20 protein-coding genes are annotated in these 23,664 nt (G+C 58.2%); 11 read left to right on the top strand and 9 right to left on the bottom strand.

What is annotated here, in order from left to right:
* The first annotated feature begins 136 nt into the window (after window positions 1-136).
* Window positions 137-1,411 (top strand): Hsp70 family protein, encoded by a 1,275-nt coding sequence (locus KRR23_RS17530; protein ID WP_123583264.1) that lies wholly within the window; start codon window positions 137-139, stop codon window positions 1,409-1,411.
* Window positions 1,412-1,539: 128 nt separating this feature from the next.
* Here KRR23_RS17530 and KRR23_RS17535 read toward each other — a convergent pair whose 3' ends face one another.
* The 4 genes from KRR23_RS17535 to KRR23_RS17550 all read right to left on the bottom strand — a co-directional run bounded on the left by KRR23_RS17535 (window position 1,540) and on the right by KRR23_RS17550 (window position 8,557).
* Window positions 1,540-2,553 carry an AI-2E family transporter gene (locus tag KRR23_RS17535; protein WP_216743518.1) on the bottom strand — a complete coding sequence of 338 codons (1,014 nt, stop codon included), beginning with the start codon at window positions 2,551-2,553 and terminating at the stop codon, window positions 1,540-1,542.
* Between the two features lie 176 nt (window positions 2,554-2,729).
* Window positions 2,730-3,035, bottom strand: a complete 306-nt coding sequence (locus tag KRR23_RS17540; protein ID WP_019693799.1) for a PsiF family protein — start codon at window positions 3,033-3,035, stop codon at window positions 2,730-2,732.
* Window positions 3,036-3,196: 161 nt separating this feature from the next.
* Window positions 3,197-7,585: a DUF6543 domain-containing protein gene (locus tag KRR23_RS17545; RefSeq protein WP_253912150.1), complete on the bottom strand. Its 4,389-nt coding sequence runs from the start codon at window positions 7,583-7,585 to the stop codon at window positions 3,197-3,199.
* A 189-nt stretch (window positions 7,586-7,774) separates the two neighbouring features.
* Window positions 7,775-8,557: a helix-turn-helix transcriptional regulator gene (locus KRR23_RS17550; RefSeq protein WP_216743519.1), complete on the bottom strand. Its 783-nt coding sequence runs from the start codon at window positions 8,555-8,557 to the stop codon at window positions 7,775-7,777.
* Window positions 8,558-8,653: 96 nt separating this feature from the next.
* On the opposite strand from KRR23_RS17550, the gene KRR23_RS17555 reads away from it, so the two are divergent.
* Window positions 8,654-9,529 (top strand): DMT family transporter, encoded by an 876-nt coding sequence (locus tag KRR23_RS17555; RefSeq protein ID WP_216743520.1) that lies wholly within the window; start codon window positions 8,654-8,656, stop codon window positions 9,527-9,529.
* A gap of 105 nt (window positions 9,530-9,634) precedes the next feature.
* Here the strand turns inward: KRR23_RS17555 and KRR23_RS17560 are convergent, their stop codons facing one another.
* On the bottom strand, window positions 9,635-10,525 hold the full coding sequence (locus tag KRR23_RS17560) for a triacylglycerol lipase (protein ID WP_216743521.1): 891 nt from the start codon (window positions 10,523-10,525) through the stop codon (window positions 9,635-9,637).
* Window positions 10,526-10,914: 389 nt separating this feature from the next.
* On the opposite strand from KRR23_RS17560, the gene KRR23_RS17565 reads away from it, so the two are divergent.
* Both KRR23_RS17565 and KRR23_RS17570 read left to right on the top strand, forming a co-directional pair.
* The gene (locus KRR23_RS17565) at window positions 10,915-11,673 is read left to right on the top strand and encodes a hypothetical protein (protein ID WP_216743522.1); all 759 of its coding nucleotides are present in this window, start codon (window positions 10,915-10,917) and stop codon (window positions 11,671-11,673) included.
* Between the two features lie 44 nt (window positions 11,674-11,717).
* Entirely contained in the window at window positions 11,718-12,467 is a 750-nt protein-coding gene (locus KRR23_RS17570) for a hypothetical protein (protein WP_216743523.1), read from the top strand.
* Window positions 12,468-12,553: 86 nt separating this feature from the next.
* On the opposite strand, the gene KRR23_RS17575 is transcribed toward KRR23_RS17570, so the two are convergent.
* Window positions 12,554-14,623 (bottom strand): AsmA family protein, encoded by a 2,070-nt coding sequence (locus tag KRR23_RS17575; protein ID WP_216743524.1) that lies wholly within the window; start codon window positions 14,621-14,623, stop codon window positions 12,554-12,556.
* A 389-nt stretch (window positions 14,624-15,012) separates the two neighbouring features.
* Here KRR23_RS17575 and KRR23_RS17580 point away from each other — a divergent pair, with 389 nt between their 5' ends.
* From KRR23_RS17580 to KRR23_RS17610, 7 genes are all read left to right on the top strand, one after another.
* The gene (locus tag KRR23_RS17580; protein WP_216743525.1) at window positions 15,013-15,531 is read left to right on the top strand and encodes a hypothetical protein; all 519 of its coding nucleotides are present in this window, start codon (window positions 15,013-15,015) and stop codon (window positions 15,529-15,531) included.
* A gap of 157 nt (window positions 15,532-15,688) precedes the next feature.
* Window positions 15,689-16,321, top strand: a complete 633-nt coding sequence (locus tag KRR23_RS17585; protein ID WP_054595398.1) for a TetR family transcriptional regulator — start codon at window positions 15,689-15,691, stop codon at window positions 16,319-16,321.
* Between the two features lie 212 nt (window positions 16,322-16,533).
* On the top strand, window positions 16,534-17,034 hold the full coding sequence (ureE, locus tag KRR23_RS17590; RefSeq protein WP_216743526.1) for an urease accessory protein UreE: 501 nt from the start codon (window positions 16,534-16,536) through the stop codon (window positions 17,032-17,034).
* A complete protein-coding gene (locus tag KRR23_RS17595) occupies window positions 17,031-17,705 on the top strand; it encodes an urease accessory protein UreF (protein ID WP_216743527.1) in 675 nt (224 codons plus the stop codon). The genes ureE and KRR23_RS17595 overlap by 4 nt, the downstream gene beginning before the upstream one ends.
* A gap of 37 nt (window positions 17,706-17,742) precedes the next feature.
* Window positions 17,743-18,357 carry an urease accessory protein UreG gene (ureG, locus tag KRR23_RS17600; RefSeq protein ID WP_054595395.1) on the top strand — a complete coding sequence of 205 codons (615 nt, stop codon included), beginning with the start codon at window positions 17,743-17,745 and terminating at the stop codon, window positions 18,355-18,357.
* Between the two features lie 38 nt (window positions 18,358-18,395).
* Window positions 18,396-18,968: a HupE/UreJ family protein gene (locus tag KRR23_RS17605; RefSeq protein ID WP_216743528.1), complete on the top strand. Its 573-nt coding sequence runs from the start codon at window positions 18,396-18,398 to the stop codon at window positions 18,966-18,968.
* 180 nt (window positions 18,969-19,148) lie between these two features.
* Window positions 19,149-20,282: an AGE family epimerase/isomerase gene (locus KRR23_RS17610; RefSeq protein ID WP_216743529.1), complete on the top strand. Its 1,134-nt coding sequence runs from the start codon at window positions 19,149-19,151 to the stop codon at window positions 20,280-20,282.
* A gap of 111 nt (window positions 20,283-20,393) precedes the next feature.
* Here the strand turns inward: KRR23_RS17610 and KRR23_RS17615 are convergent, their stop codons facing one another.
* The 3 genes from KRR23_RS17615 to KRR23_RS17625 all read right to left on the bottom strand — a co-directional run bounded on the left by KRR23_RS17615 (window position 20,394) and on the right by KRR23_RS17625 (window position 23,635).
* A complete protein-coding gene (locus tag KRR23_RS17615) occupies window positions 20,394-21,299 on the bottom strand; it encodes a cation transporter (protein WP_216743530.1) in 906 nt (301 codons plus the stop codon).
* Between the two features lie 240 nt (window positions 21,300-21,539).
* Complete coding sequence (locus KRR23_RS17620) at window positions 21,540-22,307, bottom strand: SDR family oxidoreductase (protein WP_103316355.1); 768 nt, start codon at window positions 22,305-22,307, stop codon at window positions 21,540-21,542.
* A 104-nt stretch (window positions 22,308-22,411) separates the two neighbouring features.
* Window positions 22,412-23,635 (bottom strand): YjbE family putative metal transport protein, encoded by a 1,224-nt coding sequence (locus KRR23_RS17625; protein WP_216743531.1) that lies wholly within the window; start codon window positions 23,633-23,635, stop codon window positions 22,412-22,414.
* Between the last annotated feature and the right edge of the window lie 29 nt (window positions 23,636-23,664).

Here is a 23,664-nt window from a genome sequence, read left to right on the forward strand (position 1 = left end):
CATGCCTGTAAGTTTGGGGAGTAAGGATAGTCTTTCAAGTGAGCGAAGACCTTGAATTTAGCGGATAGTCGGCCTTCGATTCTGCGCCGCTCTGACATACACTGCGCGGCCGTTTTTTAACCGGAACCTGAAAGACATGAAAAACGCATCTCCGGCCCGTGCCTGCGGCATCGACTTTGGCACGTCCAACTCCACTGTCGGCTGGCTGCGCCCTGGCATGGAAACGCTGATCGCGCTGGAGGACGACAAAATCACCCTGCCGTCGGTGGTCTTCTTCAACATGGAAGAACGCCGCCCGGTGTACGGCCGGCTGGCGCTGCACGAGTACCTGGAAGGCTACGAAGGCCGCTTGATGCGCTCGCTCAAAAGCCTGCTGGGTTCCAAGCTGATCAAGCACGATACCAGCGTCCTGGGCACGGCGATGCCGTTCAAGGACCTGCTCGGGCTGTTCATCGGCCAGCTGAAGAAGCGTGCCGAGACCGCCGCCGGTCGAGAATTCGAAGAAGTGGTGCTGGGGCGTCCGGTATTTTTCGTCGATGACGATGAAATGGCCGACCAGGAAGCCGAAAACACCCTGGTGGACGTAGCCCGCGCCATCGGCTTCAAGGACGTCTCGTTCCAGTACGAACCGATTGCCGCAGCGTTCGACTATGAGTCGACCATCGAAAAGGAAGAGCTGGTGCTGATCGTCGACATCGGCGGGGGTACGTCGGACTTCTCCCTGGTGCGTCTGTCGCCTGAGCGACGCGGCCACGACAACCGTCACGACGACATCCTCGCCACCGGCGGCGTGCACATCGGCGGGACCGATTTCGACAAGCAATTGAGCCTCCAGGGTCTGATGCCGTTGTTCGGCTACGGCAGCCGGATGAAAAGTGGCGCCTACATGCCCACCAGCCACCACATGAACCTGGCGACCTGGCACACCATCAACTCGGTTTACTCGCAGAAATCGACCCTGGCTTTGGGCAGCATGCGTTACGACATCGAAGACACCGGCGGTATCGATCGCCTGTTCAAGCTGATCGACCAGCGCGCCGGGCACTGGCTGGCAATGGAAGTGGAAGAAACCAAGATCCAACTGACCCATGCCGACAGTCGCCATGTGCCGCTGGACCGGATCGAACCAGGTTTGAGCGTCGAACTGAGCCGGGCGCTGTTCGAATCGGCCATCGATAACCTGCTGGAACGGGTGCGCAACAGCGTGACCCAATTGCTCAACGATGCCAATGTGCGCGTCGACCAAGTGGATACGGTGTTCTTTACCGGTGGTTCGAGCGGGATTCCGGCGCTGCGTAACAGCGTGTCGGCGATGCTGCCGAACGCGCAGCATGTTGAAGGGAACATCTTCGGCAGCATCGGCAGCGGCCTGGCGATCGAGGCGATGAAGCGTTACGGCACCTTGGCCTGACGCAACCCCTGTGGCGAGGGAGCTTGCTCCCGTTGGACTGCGTAGCAGTCCCCTCTTTTTCGGGATAAGGGGCCGCTTCGCGGCCCAGCGGGAGCAAGCTCCCTCGCCACAATTAGATCAACATCGGATCAAACCATCTCGATCAGCTTCAACTCGCTCTTCAGGTACGCGTAATAAATCGGCCCCGCCACCACCCCCGGCAGGCCGAACGCGGCTTCGAACACCAGCATTGCCAGCAGCAACTCCCAGGACTTGGCACTGATCTGCCCGCCGACGATCCGCGCGTTGAGGAAGTATTCCAGCTTGTGGATAAAGATCAGATAACCCAGCGCCGCCACCGCAACCCAGATCGACAATGACAAGCCGACGATGGTGATCAGCGTGTTGGACATCAGGTTGCCGATCACCGGCAGCAAGCCCAGCAGGAAGGTCAGCACGATCAGGGTTTTGGTCAACGGCAGCTTGATCCCGAACAGCGGCAGGATCACTGCCAGAAAGATCCCGGTAAAAAAAGTGTTGAGCAGGGAAATCTTGATCTGCGCAAAGACGATATTGCGAAACGCTTGAACCAGCAGGTGCAAACGGTCGAACAGTGCTGCCGCCAGGGGTTTGCGTTGGGTCAGGTCAGGGATGCGCTGCAAGGCGATGATCGCCCCCAGCACCATGCCGATCAGCAACGTGACGAACATGTGCGCGGCGTCTTTGCCGACCAGTTGCAGGTCGCTCAGGTGTTTGCTCAGCCACTCGCCGATGGCCACGCGAAATTCAGCCGCGCTAGCGGGCAGGTAAGCGTCGATGAATGGCGGTAACTGGCCACGCGCCTTGTCGACCACCAGCATGAATTTGTCCAGGGAAGCCCCGGGGTTTTCCGCTTCATGCAGCAGAAAACTGATAGCACCGGCAAAAATCAGCGCCAGTACGCTGACCACCAGCGTGCCGAGCAAGGCCACGGCCAGCCAGCGTGCACGCCGCCCTTCGATCAGTCGTTGCAACTGCGGGGTGAGCATGTTGACCAGTTCGAACACCAGTAACCCGGCCAGCAGACTGGGCAACAGTCGCAGCGGTATCACCAGCAATAGCCCACCAAAAATGATCACCCAACTGACCAACAGCAACACGTGACGCTGAGAAAACGTTGGCATACAGCCTCAAAACAAACGGCGTTAAAGGATTGGCAGTCTGCCAGCCTTCCGACATTGAAGCGAGCGGATGACTTCACCATCGTAGGAGCAAGGCTTGCCCGCGATAGAGTCACCGCGGTGGAACTGACAGACCGTGTCATCGTTCAGCGCCGGCAAGCCGCGCTCAGGGATACGGATTATTTTTTCTTCAGGCAATCGCTCATGAAGGTTTTGCGTGCATCACCTTTAAGCGCCTGCGCGGTAGCGGTGGCGTTGCAGGTTTTCATCTTCTCTTGTTGAGGGGTCATGGGTTTGGCCGCTTCTGCTGCCGGCGCGGCTTTCAGGCAGGTACTCATAAAGGCTTTGCGCTCATCACCCTTGAGGGCTTTCGCGGTGGCGTCGGCATTGCAGGTGGCCATTTTGTTCTGTTGAGCCGTGGCGGCAAAGCCTTGGGAACAGAGCAGCAGACCGATCATCAACAAAGGGATACGCAGCATCTTCATGGAGTTTTCTCCTTGTTACCGCGCCGATGGGCGCGGCCTCGAACGGAGTGTAGACAAATGCCGTTACACCTTCACCTTTCAACTTTGACGACCTGCAAAAAAGCCGAGAGCGAGTTATCAGTGACTCGCTCCCGGCTCGAACAACGCTTCAAGAATGGCCGTTAACGGGACGAGATCGCTTTGTAGTAGCCCTCAAACGTCTCGAGGCGATTCTCGATAACCGAGGCACTGTGTCGCTCGAAAGAAACCGCTCGCTCATCAGGCGATACATAGGTAGCGCCTAGCTCTTTCAATGAAGTCCATTGGGCATAACCGCCTTTCTGATGCAGCTTGGCAATTTTTATCGCCCTGAGTGAGGAATCATCCGAGCCTCGAGGCGGAATAACGGCAGTGCCAGCAGGTGCATCGTCGATAAACGCATACTCGGCGACGGCAGGGCCAGGCTTCAGGGTCAGCACCGGTTCAGGATCGAACGTGAAGTAGCCCTCGCTGGTCAGATGGGCACTGGGAAACTCTGGCCAGGAATCGGCAGCGACCAATTGCTCCGGGTGGCTCAAGTCACCAATGACAACATACTGATGGTCAAAATTGGTGGCTTTGACAATATGTATTTCAGATGTCCGGGGCTGGTTCGCGAGGATCGAGAACGTCACTTTCGAATTCTCCGAACAGTTCCCGCCCTTGATGTTGATAGCGGCCTGTGCAGCTTCGGCAGTGGTGAGCTCGGCCGTAGGCAAACCGGTAACCAAGTCGATCTTTCGGAGATTTTTCAGTGCGGCGATAGCCGATCCGCCCTTTTCCCAGATGCTCGGTAGTTGGTTGCCGGACAACGGGAGAAGCTCCTTGGCGCGGGTGATCGCACGCTGCGCCATGTTCAAATCAGCCATGGTCTGCGACGAGACTTCAATGACCTTCTCGGCTGCGCTCATATGCTCACCCAGTATCTCCACGTAGCTATACAAATCAGCCAGCGTGCCCGACGGGGCGTTGCCTGCTTTCGCTGCGAGGGCCAGCGATTCATATTGATCCGTACGTTTTGTTCTCTTCAGGTAACGAGCGGTCATTCCCAGCTCCCGCTGCGAATCCGACAAGGGCGTTGGTTCACCGTCCATGAACATGTTGTTCAGTAGTTCGGTGAATTGCTCAGGGGACAGCAATTTTTTCAGCTCGGGCAACAGTTCGACACTCTGGCGCATTGTTGCAGTCACCAAAGGGCTGTCGACTGCGTCGTGAAACGCCCACTGGAGATAATTCAGGTCCAGTACCGACAGGTTCTCGTGTATTAATTCCAACCCATTCAAATAGTCGTTTTTTACCGACGGCAAAGGTTCAGAAGAATAGGCCCGCTCGACAAGGTCTTTAAAAACCTCCTGGGTATTCAGCGAATCCGACTCCACACCCTCTCCATTGGATGCACCTCCACGCAGACGAAGCAAGGTGGGATTGAAAGCCGGTGGTATCGGGGCCGGGGACTGCGCAAGTATCGTGGACAACCTGTCAGGCCTTACCGCGTGGTCACGTACGGCCTGCTTCAGTGTCCGAATGTCACTCCTGCGAATATTCAAACCGTTCAGTTCGGCATCCGGGAGTGCCTGCAAGATCGAGGAGTAGAGGTCAGTCTCTGCGTGCAAGGCATTACCTTGATCATCGTAAGCCTGGAAGCTGCCATCTACGCGCGAGACTATCGTGCGTTTAAGCTTGGCGTGCTCTGTACCGATACTGTCCAACACCCCGCCTTCGTACTCGAACAGCCTGACTTGAATGGACACATCCGAGGGCCAGCCCGGCAGGTTCTCAAGCGAATGCAGCACCAGCGTTTCGGTATCGAAGCTTTCGACCGACGCCAGGTAAAGCCCCTCATAAGCACGAGCAACCCTCACTTCTTCACGCGCATAGAGCGCCAGCCCCTTGAGTCGCGATGGCAAGCGCCCTTGGGCGACTATTTGCAGTTCCTCGGGTGTGGCGACCGCCAGCAACTCTTGCGCAACAGCGCCAGGCAGACCCGGCATTTCGGACTGAACCGCTTGTACCTGAGCACTCCAGCGCAACTCGTGCTCTTTGTAACGAGCATTGAACATGAAGTTTCGCTTGGCGCTGGCACGCCGTGCGATTTCCGCCCGCAGGATTTTTGCATGAGCCCCCGCAGTCGTGACCGACGCGCCGAAAACGTCTTCCATCAGTGTTTTTGTTTCACCTTCATCAAGGTGCGAAAGCAAGGTTGCAATCAGGTCGCCATCGTTCAAGCGGTCCTCGTTTATCCGCACAGGAACAGAATCGTTGGAGCCTGTCTGCCAAATGACGCTTCCATCGCGCGCGACAAGTTGCAGTGGCCTTTCTCCGGGCCACACTCCATCCAGCAGTTGCAACTGTGTGCGTACATCGGCCTTCAGGTAGTGCTGTGGTTGTTCACTGCTGATCTGATCGATGAACGTCTGAATATCCCGATCAATCCTGAATCGCGTAACGGTATCGCTCAATAAGGGCAATGGAGGCTCATTGTCGATGTACATCCGGCGCATCGCGTCGACATGGGTGCGGCTGACCGTGCGGATGTCGTCGAACGAATCGGTCAAACCGTCAAGCGGCGGCCCCATCCGCGCCATCAATGTCTGCTCATCCCACGACTGAGGTTGTTCGCCTTCGATCACGAATGCCCCTGCCCCGTTACTCTCGACCACAGGTTGATAGGCATCCGGCCGGGTTGGATGCTGCACCCGGTGCTTGCCGGTTTGCGGGTCGCTTTTGAGTTCGAAGTGAGACGTATCGAGGCGCAGGATCGGCTTGCCGTCGTGCTGATGCAGCCACGATTCGTCAGGCTTTGAATCTGCGGCCAGAACCAGTGCCTTTTGCTGGTAAGGCTCAAGATTCTGCCCCCACAGACGTTGTTTGCCAGTGGGCAGGGTGACCGGTTTTGCCCCTTCGATGAACGGTGACAGCCTGGAGAACGCCAGGTCGCCAATCTTGATGCCGCCAGCAAACGCTGCCAGTTGAACCACGCTCTCGGTGAAACCGATCAGTTGTTCAGCAGCCTCCAGATACAATCCTTCAGACAGATCGAGTACGCCTTCAACAACTTCACTGACCAGCTGATAAGCCGTATAGGCCAGCATCAATTCACCCAGAAAAGGCACGAAGGGGGTCACCACCAATAACGCGACATTGAAGATGTCCGAGAGCATTTTTTGCAGATTTTCAACCCACGCCCAACGTTCCGTACGATCGGCATCGGCAGTGGAAATGACCAACGTCCGGGCGTCGTTGAGGATTTTGTTTTGCTGTTGCTGATAGAGATAAACCCACAGGTCACCATTGAAACGGGTCTCGGCGTCGTTCTCGAACCGCATGACGCCATAGCGCAGGCGTGGGTTTTCTTCAGGCGTCTCTCGCCATACGGGCAGGTCCACTCCCCATTCTTTATCGTGCTGGGTGACCCGCACCAGTTGACCATTGAGCGCGGCAAAAAAATGCCCACGCTGCTGATGGTCGACAAAGCGACTGAAAAACTGCTGATAACTGAACCCGGACGAGGGCTGTGCAGGGGACGACGCCTGGCCGGTATCACGTAACTGGCGAGTCAGCTCGCGGCTGAATTCGACGAGCGACGGGTACTCTTTCAATGGATGCTCGGGATCGTGCGGCACATAGGCAATGATTCGCCTGTTTGCGCCATAAGGCGCATCGAGATCAGCGGCGATGAGCACAATGCCTTTCAGGAGCGTGTCGAGCATCGTCAGGTGATAGTAACGAACGGGAATACCGTCCAGGGTCAGGCCTTTAAGCCCCTTGATCACGCCCTGCACAACGAGATATGCCTGCGCCCCGATGTCTTTTCTCATGAGCGCCATTTGCAGGGCGATTTTCAGCGCGGCTTGCTGGCTTTTTATGACTCTGTGCTGCAACACCCCGCGGGCCAGACCATCGGTGGGGCGCAAGTAACTTTCCAAATAGTGTTTGTACCTGGCGCCAATATCCAACTCGCGACACAGTGCCGTGAATTGCTCAATGGACATAGTGTTTCGTATCTTCTTTATATCAAAGTGTCCCTGCGCATCGGGCCGGGAGATAAACGCCGACCCCGACAAAAACACCTCGGAACTTGAAAAGTTGTGCAGCGCCGCATCCAGCAAGGAAACAGTACGACTGCTCGCACCGCCATCAAAGTTATGGCCCCACGGAGACAACTTTACCTCGGAGTACAACTTCAGAAACGTTTCCCTGACGTCATCTTCAACCCCGTACTTTTCCTTTAACGCCTGACGCAGCAATGGCTCGGCAAATGAACGGACGTCTTGCAAATCCATCAGCATTTTGTCGACATCATTCTGCGATGACCAGCTTGCCTCCAGGACGTTGAGCATGCTGAGGTGTTCGGCTTTGGAAGCGTTCCTGATCCACCCGGGAATACCTGCACCGCCCACTCTTAGCATCCGAAGCCTTTGCGGCGTCGCCAGGGTCAGCCAGGCAGGAAGCGCACGTTCTATAAATTCGTGGTGAATACTTGCCTGAGTAACGTTAGCAGGCGACGTACTGTTTGTTGACGACGAAACCATCTGACACTACCTGAATTAATTATTTGAATGAACAGCCCCTTAATAAATAGTGGCGCCGCATCGCTAAAAGCGTACAACGCTCGGCGCCCCATTAATGGAGTGCAAGTCTGATTAGACCGTAAGATATTTCTTGCTGAAGTTTCACGAATCGATATAACCAACAGCCGACTCAACGTGTCATCAAACCGTTCAAAAAACGTTGTATCGACGGTAGTGCTCGGGCGTACAACCAGCCTGGCGCTGAAACATCGCGATAAACGCCGACGACGTGCTGTAGCCCATATCGAAGGCGATCTCCTGAATGCTGCGCGAGCTGTCCAGTGCTTCGATCGAAGCGAGGAAACGCAGGCGTTGGCGCCACTCACCGAAGCTCATGCCCAGTTCCCGAACAAACTGCCGGGCCAGGGTTCGTTCGCTGACGTGGATCTGCTCGGCCCACTGCGCCAGTGGCCGATTGTCGCCCGGTGATGCCTGCAAGGTTTCGAGCACACTGAGCAATCCGGCGCTGCTGGCGTAAGGCAAATAACAGTTATGCACCGGCGCTTGTTGAAGCTGATCGACCAACACCTCGGCCAGGCGCTTGTCTGCCGGGCGCTCGGGGATCTTGACGTCGCGGGCAGCGAAGTCCTTGAGGATAGCCTTGAGAATGTCATTGATCGCCAGCGTGCAGGCCTGCTGCGGCAGATCGCGACACAGTGGCGGCGCGAGGCAAACCGCGCGGTAATTGATCGGCTGGTTGCTGTAGAAACTGTGCTCGGTCTGCGGCGGCACCCACACCGCGTATTGCGGCGGCGACATGAAGCGGCTACCGCCGATTTCCATATGCAATACGCCATGGGCCGAGTACTCCAGCGTGCCCCACGGATGACGGTGAGCCGAGGCAAAGCGGTGGGCATCAAAGTCGGCATAGCGGAAGTACACAGGGGCCGGCAGTTCGCTGAAATCCAGCAGATCGATGTGTTTACTGTTCATGCTGTCTGTCATCAGGGGCAGGTTGTCTGGATCGAAGTATAGGCGCGTATCCAGACAGGCGATAATCACCCCGTCATTAACGTTCTGGTTTTTCCCATGCAATACGCTTATCCCCTGCTGGCCATTTTCATCTGGGCCGGCAACACCGTGATCAACAAACTGGCGGTCGGCGCGATCTTCCCCGCCGAGATCGGTTTCTATCGCTGGCTGCTCGCCGGAGTGCTGTTCACGCCATTCATGCTCAAACCGGTGATACGTCATTGGGCGGTCATTCGCCCGAACCTGGGCAAGGTCTTCGTCCTCGGCGTGCTTGGCATGGCGGTCTATCAAAGCCTGGCCTACTTCGCCGCAACGCTGACCTCGGCCACCAACATGGGCATCATCCTGTCGCTGATGCCGTTGATGTCGCTGGCCATGGCCATTATCAGCCTCGGCCAACGGCTGACCGCCGGCGCGCTGGCCGGTGCGGTGCTGTCGTTTGCCGGCGTGCTGGTGGTGGTTTCGTCCGGCAGCCTGGGTGCGCTACTGGAACACGGAGTCAACCTAGGCGATGCGATGATGCTGATCGCGACCCTGGCCTATGCGGTCTACAGTACCTTGCTGAAAAAATGGCAGCTGCGTTTGCCGCCGCTGGTGCTGCTGTATTTGCAGGTGCTGGTGGCGGTGGTGGTGTTGTTTCCGCTGTTCCTGGCCTCGCCCAAAGTCGGCCCGACCTTGCAGAACATTCCACTGGTGCTCTATGCCTGCCTGCTGGCTTCGATGCTCGCGCCATTGGCGTGGATGCAAGCGGTGGTGCGTCTGGGGCCAAGCCGAACCACGCTGTTCTTCAACCTGCTGCCACTGATTACCGCATTGATTGCGGCGGTGGTGCTGCATGAGCAACTGGCGCTGTATCACCTGGTGGGTGGCGTGCTGACGCTGGGCGGAGTGATTCTTTCGGAGCGTTGGACCACGGTGTTAGGCCGCACCTGATCCCCTGTGGCGAGGGAGCTTGCTCCCGCTCGACCGCGAAGCGGTCGCCTGTTTTGGGGCTGCTGTGCAACCCAACGGGAGCAAGCTCCCTCGCCACAAAAGCGACTACACCCCTGCCGCCTTCAGTCGCTGCGCATGCTCGACGAATAACCGCACCGGATCGGCGCCTTTGCCCACCAGCCCCAGCGACTGGTTGACGATGTCGAAGTGATCCAACGGGTATTCATCGCCAATCACCGTGCCCAAATGCGAGCTGTAACGCCCGACCATACCGTCGCAATGCCCCGCTTCGCGGACGAAGGTGGTGGCGAACAAGCGACAGCTGCGGTTGGTGCCGTCGAACAGGTTGCCGCCACGGTCGGTCTTGCCCGGTTGCAAGGTCCCGGACCATGAGTAATAGCGCACGCCGTTGACCCACTCCGCCCCATGCCCGCCCCAGGTCTCGGGCAATCCCTGTGGATAACGCTGATTGAACAGCGCGACCCCTTCGCTGGTCAGCGAGTTGTGCGAGGCCTGCACATCCACCGGCCATTTGTGCCTGCGATAACCGGTTTCCAGCAGACCCATCAACCACGCAACCAGTTGCAACAACGCGCTCAGCACACGGCCTTTCGCACTGTCGGGCGGACAGTGTTTGTGCAGATAGTCTGCGAGCTCCGAGCCATGGTTGGGCCCCGCTACCGACGTCACCGAGGCTACCAGGTCCGGGCGCTTGGCGGCCGCGTAACGGGCCGTCAGCGAACCTTGGCTGTGGCCGATCAGATTGACTTTGCCGGCTCCGGTTTCGCGCAATATTTCATCGATTTGCACTAACAACTCTTCACCGCGCACTTCGTTGGAGTTGACCGGCGAAACCTGTACCGCGATCACTGTCGCCCCACCCCGGCGCAGCGCCGAAATGATCCCGTACCAGTATGGATAGAACAGCAGCCGAATAAAGCCGAGCATTCCCGGGACCAGCACCAAGGGGTAACGCGTAGCGGTCTCTTGCGACATGGGTGGACATCCTTGTAATCGATGAAAAGGCCCAAGGAGGGATGCAAGACGTCGGTCTTGAGCATCGCCACCGAGGATGACACCTTCACTACCAGTCTATGACATTCCCGGCTCGCTACTTCACACCTGTCACTCACACTTAAGTAGCGGACACACCGGCGACATGATGATATTCAGCGACGTGTAACAGCAGTGGTCTTACCGCAGTCAAATAACGACACACATTATTAATGCACCCCCGAGAAACAACGCCTCCTTATACCAACAACCATAAAAGCACCCCCGCCGCAATCATAGAGTTACAAACGCACACTCGACTTAACACCTCAGTTGTTTATATTTCAAATCACAGACAAGAGGTCTGCAATCCAACAACAAGGACTCTATTTATGCATATTGAACAACGCCTCGAATTTCTTGATACGCTTCCTGCTTTACCAGCTTCGAACTTCACACCTCGAATCGCCACGTTCAGTCCACCGATCGACCCAAACAAAGAAAGCGGCACAGTCGGTCCGGAAATGATGAACATTTACATACCCGGCGTCTCGGAGCAAAACCGTAAAGACGTTGACAACTGCAAGTTGCTAGTTCAAAACGCCGCCACACAACTGTATGATCCAATCAAGCAACTGCACGAGTGGTACAAGTACTACACCGAGAGCCTCGCCAAACTTGGCTGGGTCACCCAGGCGTCCCAAGTCAAGGATATAACCATCAGAAAAACCGGCCTCTCCATGGATGCTGTAGCCTTTGAGATACTTCAGGGCCTGGTGGGTGCAAATGCCCCCCAATTGCTGGCGCTCGCTGGCAAAGCCGTGGAAGGCGTGAAAAATAATGAAGGGCTGATCAATATTTACAATCGCAATGCCAAAGTTGGCTATGAAGCCAAGTTTGACATGTCGCCAGTCTGGCAAACCCGCGAAGGTTCGCCAATGATGATTCTTAACTGCACATCCGTGGATGTCAGGGAAAGCACTCGGGGCATTCTCTGGTGGAAGTCGACCAGTCAATCCACCGCTGTAAAATCGGCAGCATCGGCCGTTTATCTCAACGTGGATATCTATGACCAAGTACGTGCTTCCGTTCTTAAGAAGCTTGGCCAGGCTGCCGAAGACTTCCTGGACAGCATTCCGGGCTTTCAATAATTACATTCAAGTAAATTGATCAAAGCCGAGGCCAGTGAGCACTCATGGCCTCCGTTACCGCCAATACGCTTTCATTTCATTTTCCCGGAGCTTTTATGAAGTCTATGACACCCGACATTTACGTCGTCGACGGAAACATTACACTTTTTTACGGCTCACATTCCGAAGGCTATAAAAAAGACATTTTGCACTCCAGTCTACTGGCACAACTGATCGCCAACGGCACTCCCGACACTGAGCTCAATGCTTACCGAAAAACCCTGAACACCTTGTTCTGGACAGTCAACAGCTTCGAAAACCGAACGATCAAGAAAGAACCTTCGAGCCTTTTGACTCTTGCAAAGGCAGGTTTATCCAGCGCATTAACGGAAGAGCAATTACAACAACTCAGCAACGCGTTTACCATCATAAAACAGCTGCCTGATGACTCCCCGATCATTGAGGCGATATTGAATAAAATTCAAAGAGAACACATTCCCGCCGCTAACCCCGACAATTTTTTACCCAGTGAAAATTCCACCTTCAGCATCAGCACGCTTCTGACAATAGTCCGCGAAAACAAAACAACCCTTTCACTTCAAATATCGTTCGAAACTTCCCGCTCCGTTGACATCACGATTCTCGATAAAGTGATCTCCCAAAAGACTATTCTCGGCGACCCCGAGACCTTCTTATGGTCTACCCATCTGCTGGAAGACAAGTACGACGCCATCAGAAACCAGGTGACTGAAAAGCTGGGTAGCAAGGTAGACACCCACCTTTTTCATGTAGATCCAACTGCACTAATACACTAAATGAAAGACTGAAGCGCCAAAGGCATGCAGTGCATTAATGGCGTTTCGAACGCCATTGACGCTCAAAGCCGCTGTCGGGGCCTTCTTCAACCCTTGACGGTCTTCGGTACCTTACCCGCCTTCATCTGCTCCAACAATGGTGCGCACTGATTCGGCTCACCGCCACTCGGCGCCACCAGTGCCAGCAGCCCGGCCGCCGGACCGGCAATCACGCCCAGCACCACCATCCCCGCGCCCCGCAACATCAGCGGCACACCCTTCACACCGGTATCCGGCTTGATGAACTTACCGCGCACATACAGCGGCGAACGCAACGAGATCAGCCGTACCCCCTTGGACTCTGGCGTGATCGTCAGGTCCAGCTGCTCACTGGCCATGTTCGCCGTGCCGTCGATGTAGACGATCGCGCTCTCGGTGTCGAACACAAACAGCCGGGAGGTCGCCAGACCGGTCTTGACGTCGAAGTCTGCCGCTGCGCAGTTGATCTTCACGTCTTGGTCGCCAAAGACTTTCCCGACCACATAATTGCCGACGTTCAACCCGGCCAGTTCCATCAATTGACGACTGATCGCACCATCATTCATCAACAGCTTCAGATCGCCATTGGCGCTGCCCAGCAACGCCGCCACCGAGTTGCCATGACCTGCAAGGTCGGCGTCACCGTTGAGCTCACCGAAGCTGGTTTTCATCGTCTCGAAGCCCGGGAACAGCTGCTTGAGTTTGAAGCCGCGCGCGGTCAGTTTCGCCCGTCCTTCCAACGGCGTGGCAAGGCCGTTCAGACGGATCTGCGCATCGAGCTTGCCGCCCGCGACACCAAAGCGCAGCGGCTCCAGGCTGATCTGACCATCGTTGAGCACCAGGTGCGTATAGAGATCGGTAAACGGCAGCTTCTCGCTTTGAACAATGCGTTTACCGGTGAATTCGACATCGGCATCCATATCGCGCCAGCGTTCGGTATGGAACTCCTCGACCGGCAACACCTTGTCCGCCGGCTGCTTGCTTTCACCGCCACGGGCCTTTTGCTTGGCGTTGGAGTCGGCGCCGATCAACGGCGCAAGGTCGGCGAACAACAATTGATTGGAGACCAGCGCACCACTGAGCTTGGGCCGTGGCTGGCTGACGACATATGTCAGGTCGCCGTGAATATCGCTGCTGCCGATGGTGCCGTTGAATGCCTCGTAGTGGAACGTTGCACCGTCCGCCTGGCGCAGGTTGGCGATCAAGTGACCGTCGGTGGTGTAAGGCGGCGAAGCCGGCAGGGGTACACCGGTCAAGGGATAAAGATTGCCCAGGCTGGTGCCGGCCAGTTTCAGACGCAGGTCCAGCGCACCGAGGTTCAGCGGATCGGTCAGGGTGCCGGCCAACTCGACGCTGGTGTCGGCAATCTTCACCTGCGCGTGCAACGGGAACGGCTTGGCCGCGTCCTGTAATGCCAGCAGCCCGCCAACCTTGCCTTCGCCCGCCAGTTTCTGACCGTGGTACTGGCCTTTGACCTTCAGCGCGAACGCATAATCTTGCGGCGCCGAGCCCTTCTCCAGAGCTTTCTTCGCGGCTTTATCACCGACGATGTCGCTGAACGGAATCGGCTTGCCCAGCAGGTCGATCAGCAGGTCGAGCTGAGTGTTCAAGGTCTGGTCGTCGAGGGTGACGTGGCCCTTGTCGAAGCCGATTGCTCCGATGTCTACCACCCAGCGGGACGGTTCGGCGTTCGGGTCTTTCGGATCGAATTTGAAGGTCCAGTTGGCGCGGCCATCGGCCAGGCGTTGCAAGTCGGCATTGGGCTCAGTGAGGTCGATGCGCGGGATCACCACTCGCTGCGCCAATAGCGCCAACGGCGAGATCCGCAACTCGACGCGCTTGAGGCTGACCATTTGCGGCTTTTTCGACCAGTCCGGGTTGCCCAGGCTCAAGTCCTCGGCCACCACATGCGGCCATGGCACCCAGGCGCGCCAACCGCTTTCATCGACTTCACGTTTCCAGGCCACCGTCAGGTTGCCGTTGATGGCAAAGGGGCGGTGCAGTTCTTCGGAGACTTTGGTGGTGAGCGGCGGTTTGATCCGGTTCCAGTCGAAGAACGCGATGATCACCACCAGCAGCGCCATCAGCAGCGAGAGACTGCCAACAACCCAAGCGAGAATTTTACGAGTGCGCGTCATTGCACAGAGCTCCTGATTGCGACTCAGCGCCCTGACTACGACGCCTGCATGGAAAACGGTAGGCCAAAAATCGGCCGATTATAGGAGCTACGACTGGCAAATGGCCCGCAGGTTTAACGCTCCGTCCATTCAGACATGAAAAAACCAACTTTCCTGACCGACCAGACAGCTCGCGTTACCCGCCCCCGCACTTTTTCGATCCGCAAGTGAGTCGAAAATACCCACCTCAGTGCAAAAGCGCTCCCCGGAAACGTCCGTTCTAGAGGCTTTCCACCGAACAATCAATTCCGTTGATTATTACCATTGTCTTTATGAACTTTTATATCGACTTATCGAGAGTAGCATTAGCTTCGTACCCACTTTATAGCCCTCCCAAGGAGCAACCGATCATGAAACGCCAAATACTGCTTAGCCTGACCCTTTCGATGTTAGCCAGCACCGCTTTTGCCCTGCCAGCTGCCGATCAGGCAACTCCGCAAGTCAAATCCAGCCACTCGGTTTACAGCCAAACGGTTACCGACGGTGCCAACGGTAACGAACGCCTGAAAGAAAAAGGCCTGATCACTCAGGACGGCTACGACAAGACACCACAAGGTCAGATCCTGGCTTCTGACGGTTCCGATCGCACTCCACAAGGTCAAACCCTGGCTTCCGACGGTTCCGATCGCACTCCACAAGGTCAAACCCTGGCTTCCGACGGTTCCGATCGCACCCCACAAGGTCAGACCCTGGCTTCCGACGGTTCCGATCGCACTCCACAAGGCCAGACCCTTGCCTCTGACGGATCCGATCGCACTCCACAAGGTCAAACCCTGGCTTCTGACGGTTCCGACCGCACCCCACAAGGCCAAACCCTGGCCGAAGGTGGTGGTGACCGCGTGATCGAACGCAACGCTAGCCTGAGCTAAGCCCATGCTGGCCCGGAAAAAAGCCCGATCTCCTGGATCGGGCTTTGACTTTATGTAAGCCGAACTCCCCGCCTCACCTTCCTTTACTCAAGTTCGACGCCAGCAAAGCTGATTTGCTAGAGTGCGCCGCTGTCCTTGATTAGAAGTCAGCCGCCTGATGCTGCCCCGCGCCGAACAGAAACAACAGACCCGCAACGCCTTGATGGACGCTGCCCGCCACCTGATGGAATGCGGCCGAGGATTCGGCAGCCTGAGTCTGCGTGAAGTGGCGAAAACCGCTGGTATTGTCCCGACCGGTTTCTACCGGCACTTTACCGATATGGATCAGCTAGGGCTGGAACTGGTCAGCGAAGTCGGCCAGACCTTCCGCGAAACCATCCGCCTGGTGCGCCACAATGAATTCGTCATGGGCGGGATCATCGATGCCTCGGTGCGAATTTTCCTTGATGTGGTCGCTGCCAACCGTTCGCAGTTCCTGTTTCTGGCGCGCGAACAATATGGCGGCTCGCTGCCAGTGCGCCTGGCCATCGGCAAACTGCGCGAAAACATCAGCTCGGACCTGGCCGCCGACCTGTCCTTGATGCCCAAACTGCAACACCTCAATTTTGCCGGGTTGTCGGTCATGGCCGACCTGATCGTCAAAAGCGTGTTCGCCACCCTCCCCGACATCATCGACCCGCCAGCCGAAGCCTTACCCGCACACCTGACGCCACAGGCGAAGATCACTCAACAACTGCGCTTTATCTTTATCGGCTTGAAGCATTGGCAAGGACTGGGCAGTACCGAGTAGCCAGTGATCGTTCCCACGCGCGTGGGAACGATCAAGACCGCCACAAAATGGTGCGCACAAGAATCCGCACGCACCAAACCCACCCGCACTCACTCAAAATCCCGCAACATTCAGAAACATCTTCTACGCTCTGACAGGGTTTTCCTACGTCTCGTCCGATTGGCAAGCCCCTTGCTCTAGCCTGAGCATTGTCCTTTGCTGGAAGCCTTCCAATGCTGGTGATTCATCGCAGAATCGACCCTCAACCCGTCTGGGCCGCCGAATTGCACCTGAACTTCGAGGCACGCAGTAAAAGCCGTCTGCGCTGTTTCAGTGCCGAAGGTGAAGACGTCGGGTTGTTTTTGGAGCGCGGGCAGCCGCCGCTGTACGACGGCGAATGCCTGGAGGCCGAAGACGGCCGCATCGTCCGTGTCTGTGCCCGTCCCGAGCAACTGCTGCACGTCACCTGTACCAACGCCTTCGAATTGACCCGCGCCGCCTATCACCTGGGCAACCGCCACGTTGCCCTGCAAGTCGGTGATGGCTGGCTGCGCCTACTTGACGATTACGTGCTCAAAGCCATGCTCGAACAGCTGGGGGCGCAGACCGAAAACATCGAAGCACCGTTCCAGCCGGAGCACGGCGCCTACGGCGGTGGCCATCACCATTCGCGGCACGGCGACGAGGACTTCAACTATCCGCCGAAACTGCATCAGTTCGGCGTACGCATATGAACCCGGCCTGGGCGCTGCTGCGTCTGGCCAGCCCGCAATTGCCGATTGGCGGCTACAGCTATTCCCAAGGCCTGGAAATGGCTGTGGATAACGGCCGCGTAAGCGATCCGGAATCCGCCAAACGCTGGATCAGCGATCAGTTGCTGCTGAACCTGGCGCGCTTCGAAGCGCCGCTGTTGCTTGCCCATTGCACCGCCGCCGCCAATGAAGACTGGCCACAGTTGCTGCAACGCTGTGAAGAACACCGGGCCAGTCGGGAAACCCGCGAGTTGCATCAGGAAAGCCGGCAAATGGGCTATTCGCTGCAGCAACTGCTCAACGGCTTACCGGAACTGGATGACGTCGCCCGCAGCTTTCTCGCACAACGCAGCGAGCCTCATCTGGCCCTCGGCTGGGCGCTGGCCGCCCGCGCCTGGCAGATCAGCCCGCAAGATGCGCTCGCCGCCTGGCTCTGGAGCTGGCTGGAGAATCAATTAGCGGTGTTGATGAAGACGCTGCCACTGGGTCAGCAAGCCGCGCAACGCCTCACCAGCGAACTGCTGCCACTGCTGCAACAGGCGCAGCACAACGCCACAAGCATCGAACCCCAACATTACGGCAGCGCGGCTTTCGGCCTGTCCCTGGCGTGCATGGCCCATGAGCGCCAGTACAGCCGTCTGTTCCGTTCCTAGGGCCTGTTATTTTGGCCCTGTTATTTTGGAGAAGCACATGAACACACAACCTCTGCGCGTCGGTATCGGCGGCCCGGTCGGTTCCGGCAAAACCGCGCTGACTTTGGCCCTGTGCCTGGCGTTGCGTGATCGCTACAACCTGGCAGTGGTCACCAACGACATCTACACCCGCGAAGACGCCGACTTTCTGGTGCGCAACGAGGCCTTGGCCCCCGAACGGATCATCGGCGTGGAAACCGGCGGCTGCCCGCATACGGCGATCCGCGAAGATGCGTCGATCAACCTCGAAGCGGTGGATCAGTTGAACCGGCGCTTTCCCGGTCTCGATCTGATTCTGGTGGAGTCCGGTGGCGACAACCTGTCGGCAACCTTCAGCCCGGAACTCTCGGACCTGACGATCTATGTGATCGATGTCTCGGCCGGCGACAAGTTGCCGCGCAAGGGCGGACCGGGGATCTGCAAATCCGACCTGCTGGTGATCAACAAGATCGACCTGGCGCCGCTGGTAGGCGCGTCGCTATCGATGATGGACAGCGACACCCAACGCATGCGCGGCGGCAAGCCGTTCGTCTTCAGCAATCAGAAAACCGGCCAGGGCCTTGAGGAAATCATCGCCTTCATCGAGCGCCAGGGGCTGCTGACCGCAGCCTGAAACTTATCCACAGGCGTTATCAACAAGGAAGCTTACTCATGACACTCAAACGCATCTTCGCCGCCGCAGCCCTGCTGCTCACGCCCGCACTGGCCTTCGCCCACCCAGGCCATGGCGACAACGGTTTGCTGGCCGGCATCAGCCATCCGATTGGCGGTCTCGACCATTTGCTGGCGATGCTGGCCGTGGGGTTATGGGCCGCGCAACAAAAAGGCGCGGCGCGCTGGGCGCTGCCGTGTACCTTCGTCGGCGTCATGCTGATCGGCGGCCTGCTCGGGTTTGAGGGTTTGAACCTGCCAGCGCTGGAAAGCGGGATTGCCGCTTCGGTGCTCGCGTTGGGCCTGGCGGTGGCATTGGCGGTGCGTCCACCGTTGAGCCTGGCGATTGGCGCGACGGCACTGTTTGCCTTGTTCCACGGCGTGGCGCATGGCCTGGAGCTGCCGGAGATGTCCAGCCCTTGGGCGTATGCCGCTGGCTTCGTCGCCGCGACCGCAGCCCTGCATGCTGCCGGTTACGCGTTGGTGCGCGTATTGCCTCAGTCCGCTGCCCCGCTGGTTCGGGTTGCGGGTGCAGCTTCGGCAGCGACTGGAGTCTGGCTGCTCGCCGGCTGACTCTGTGGCGAGGGGGCTTGCCCCCGTTCGGCTGCGAAGCAGCCGTAAAAATAGCGTGAATGCGATTTTAGGACCGCTTCGCGCTCCAACGGGGGCAATCCCCCTCGCCACAAAAACAGCATCGTGCACAACTCCTGCTACCATGTCGCGCAAACACTCCTGCCGTGACGACGCCAGCCAATGCCCGATGCTCCCCGCTCCGCCTCCCAGCCTGAATTGACCGCCCTGTTCGCCACTGTGCAGCAGCACTTCCAGGACGTGATCGTGCCGCTCTGGCAAGGCCCCGGCTGGAACGCAGACATGGCGCTGCCGTATGAAGCGCTGGACGCCGAACACCGGCCATTGCCGCCACAACGCTACCGGGCCATGGCCTGCGCGCGGCAGCTGTACCTGTTCGCCAGCCTGATCGGTGCGGCGCCGGCTGCCGAAGAGCGCGCCGCTGCGTTGTTTCGCTCCCTGCAACGGCATTTCCACGATGCCGAACACGGCGGCTGGTTCTACAGCATCGACGCCCATGGCGCGCCGCTGGATCAGCGTAAAGACCTCTACACCCACGCCTTCATTCTGTTTGCCTGCGCCCATTACTGGGCCAAGGTTCGCGAGCCGTTGGTGGAATCGGTGCTCAATGCCGCGCTGGAAGTGGTCGCTCAGCGTTTCGCCACAGACGACGGTCTGTACGAAGCCAGCCTCGACCGCGACTGGTCATCGCTCAACACCGGGCCGTTGCAGAACCCGCTGATGCATCTGGCCGAAGCGTTCCTCACCACGCTGTCAGTACGCGACGATGCCCCGGTCGAGGCCGCGCTCAATGCACTGTGCGGGGCGATGCAAAAGCACTTCATCGACCCGCAGCACGGGGTAATGATGGAGAAACCGCTGGGGGCTGTGGATAACTGGTTTGAGCCGGGGCATCAATTCGAATGGTTCTTCCTGCTGGAGTCATCGGCGTTGCTGCGCGGATCAAAACTGCACGCCTCACTGACCCGCGCATTTCCGTTCACCGAACAATTGGGCGTTAATCAGCAAACGGGGGCAGTACGAGCGATGCTTGACCTTGAACTGGACGGCCGACCTCGGGATGAGACCCAGCGCATCTGGGCCCAGGCCGAATACCTGCGCGCCCTGACCTTGCGTCCAGACAGCGAAGCCTTGCTTGAGCGTCAATTGAACGCCCTGCAACAGCGTTTCCTGCATGCCGGTGGCTGGTACGAGTGCCTGGACAGAGATGGCGCGATCAGCCGCCAGGACATGCCGTCGACCACGCCTTACCATTTGGCGACCTGCTATCGCGGCCTCGCCGAATATTTCGGCTGAGTCTTCTGTGGCGAGGGAGCTTGCTCCCGCTGGACTGCGTAGCAGTCCCATTTTTAGGGCCGCTTCGCGCCCCAGCGGGAGCAAGCTCCCTCGCCACAGGTCATCGTCCCATCAGGCAATCCACTTGCGATCACCAGTAAAGCTGATGGTCAGCCAACGCGCCGCATCCGGTTTGCCGAGCTTCGCCGAAATCCGCTCACGCAGTTCATCCAAAGTGGCCACGCCATCAAGTCGGTAATCCGCCGGCAATACCACGTGAATCTCGATGAACCGCGCCCGCCCGTGCTTTTGCACATACGAGATGTACTCGGCAAAACCGTGCTCGGCCTTGGCCTCGTCCATCACTTGGCGAACCTTGTCATCCAGCTGATCCGGGACCATTCCCAGTACATCGCGTAACGCCGGCCTGAGAATTTTGAACGCCGGCGCGAGCATGCTCAGGGCCAGCAGGATCAGGATCGACGGGTCGACGTAAGCGGCCCACTGGCCATAGCCCTGCGTCTTGAGCAGCAACGCGATGAGGAAGCTCACCAGCAAGCCGACCGAGAGCATCGCGTCCACCAGCCAACTGATGTTGTCGAACTGGATCAGCGAGGATTTCAACGTGCGATTGCGATAACGGACGTAGAAGAAATAGCCGAAACAGACGACGCTAAGTACCCCAGCAAAAGGAATCACCAGGCCCAGTTCGATCTCGCGGCCACCTTGGATGATCCCGAACACACCGCTGAGAAAGGCGTAGATCGCAATCAGCAACAGGAAGCTGCCTTCGATCAGCAGCACCATCGGTTCGAGGTGCCAGAAGCCGAACTGAAAGCGCTGGTTACTTTCCTTGGCGATCAGCTTGGCGGTGATCAGCATCAGGACCTTGATGAAGGTCGCGATCAGCGAAAAAAACCCATCGAACAAGATCGATTGGGAGCCAGAAAAAAAACCCGTGACGATCGCGGCGATCGCCACGGCGAACATCAGGATGGTCGATTGCTTGAGCAGTACCTGCTCACCTCGGTTACTCACATTTCCTCCTTCTGAAACCCTGAAAACCGCAGAGTACGGTGGGGGTTTCGAGAGGGAGTGTACCTTATGCCATGTTTTGGCCGATTTGCCGCCTGTGGCGAGGGGGCTTGTCGGAACGCCGCACCGCCCCGTTGGGCTGCATAGCAGCCCTGAAACCAGACACCACCTATGTCAGGCATACCGCGATCGACGGTTTGCGGCTGCTTCGCACCCGAGCGGGGGCAAGCCCCCTCGCCACACTTACGCCTTGCTACTGCGATCAATCGCAAATCCGCCCCAGGTCTGGCTCACCGGCATCAATTCCAGACGGTTGATGTTGATGTGCGCCGGGGCATTGAGGACCCAGAAAATCGTCTCGGCAATGTCCTGCGGCTGGATCGGCTCGGCGCCCGCGTAGGTGGCGTCGTAACGCGCCTGGTCACCGCCAAAACGCACCAGCGAGAACTCGCTTTCACACAGGCCTGGCTCGATGTTGCTCACGCGCACACCGGTGCCTTGCAGGTCGCAACGCAGGTTCAGCGAGAACTGTTTGACGAACGCCTTGGTCGCGCCATACACGTGGCTGCCCGGATACGGATAGTTGCCGGCAATGGAGCCCAGGTTGATGATCCCGGCACCGCGACCGTGGGCGATCAAGCGTGGCAGCAGCAGGCGAGTGCTGTACATCAGGCCCTTGATGTTGGTGTCGACCATGGTGTCCCAGTCGTCCAGATCGCACTTGGGCGCCGGATCTACACCCAGGGCCAGGCCTGCGTTGTTGATCAGCCCGCGCAGCTTGGCAAACGACGGCGGCAGGTTGGCGATTGCCTCCTCCATGGCCTTGCGGTCACGCACGTCGAGCACCAGGCCATGGACTTCGGTCTGCTTCGACAATTCGGCGCACAGGGCATTCAGACGCTCTTCACGACGGCCTGTCAGTACCAGTTTCCAGCCGGCCTCGGCAAAACGACGGGCACAGGCTTCACCAAAACCGGACGTCGCGCCGGTAATAAACAGGGTGTTGGACATCGTGTTCTCCTGGTTTGGGCTGATACGCAGCCGCTGGAATAGAAACTCAACCAGCAGCATGCCCGGCCCGGAGCGCAGCGGCAACCGGGTCATTGGTGGTCACGTCACAGGCTGCGCGCGCACTGGATTTGCGAGAAGCTGCCGCCATTGAGGGTGACGACTGTGGCGCTGGTTTTTTCGATCTCGTTGGGGAGCGTCAGGTGCAGGTCCTTGAGGGCGCTCTGCGGAGTCTGCCAGAGAATGGTCTTGTACCTCACGTAACCGCTGGCTTCACCACCGCCCGTGACCAGCCGGATCGTGCTGCCGCCGGGTCGATAGTAAAGGGTGGTGCTCGCCCCGGTGCAGACATACGCATACTCCTTTTGCGGCGTGGGCAGCAGGCCACCGGACAATCCACTCACCAGGCTATACAACGCCGCGCTGATCACGAAAATACCGGCAAGCCCCGCCAACACCAATGCCAGCCCGTTGTAATTGCCAAACAGGCGACGCGGCGGCTCATCATTGGATGCTTCAATTGCAGGCGCGGGCGATGCTGTCAGGACCACCTCGGGTTTCACCACCGGCAACGTAACCGGTTCGCTGACCGGTTGCTGGAACCTGACCGCCCGCGCAACCGGCTGCATGACCGCAGGTTTGGGCAACCGCGCACGTTGCCGAAGAATGATTCGGGCCTGAAGGACCACATACACCGCACACAGCAAGGGCACCACTTGATTGAGCGCAGGCGACTGGCTGTTGACCCAGCCCACGACCACCGGATCAGAGACCGCAATGTCCCCGGCGACATAGCCCAGCAGTGCCGCACCAATCGACACCAGCACCGGCTGACGCTGTAGCAACCGGGTGATTTGCAGGCTGCCGAACATCAGCAGCGGCACGCTCAACAGCAAGCCCAGCACCAGATAAAAGACACTGCCCTGAGCCACCGCCGCCAGACCGACCACGTTGTCCATGCTCATGATCAGGTCGGCGGTCAGCACCGTGACCACCGCGCCACCCAGCGTCTGCGGCGAGCCGCCTGATGAATCGCCCTCTTCGCCGGCCTCTTCCTCGGTCAGCAGCCGTATGGCGATCACCAGCAACAGCAGCGCGCCGATCAGCTTGAGCCACGGCACCAGCAGTAACCAGCCGGCCAGCGTGGTCAATAACGTCCGCAGGACGATGGCGCCGCTGGTGCCGATCAATACGGCCCGCTTGAGTTGATCCGGCGGCAGCCCGCGACAGGCCAGGGCAATCACCAACGCGTTGTCGCCCGACAGGATCAAGTCCAGCAGGAACACCTCAAAGACCATGCTCAGCGCATGCAGCGCACCATCAAATAACATCGAGCGGTTTCCTGGCAAAAGACGGCGTC

Origin of the sequence: Pseudomonas sp. CVAP#3, from assembly GCF_018986375.1 — a bacterium.
GTDB classification, from domain to species: Bacteria; Pseudomonadota; Gammaproteobacteria; order Pseudomonadales; family Pseudomonadaceae; genus Aquipseudomonas; species Aquipseudomonas helvetica.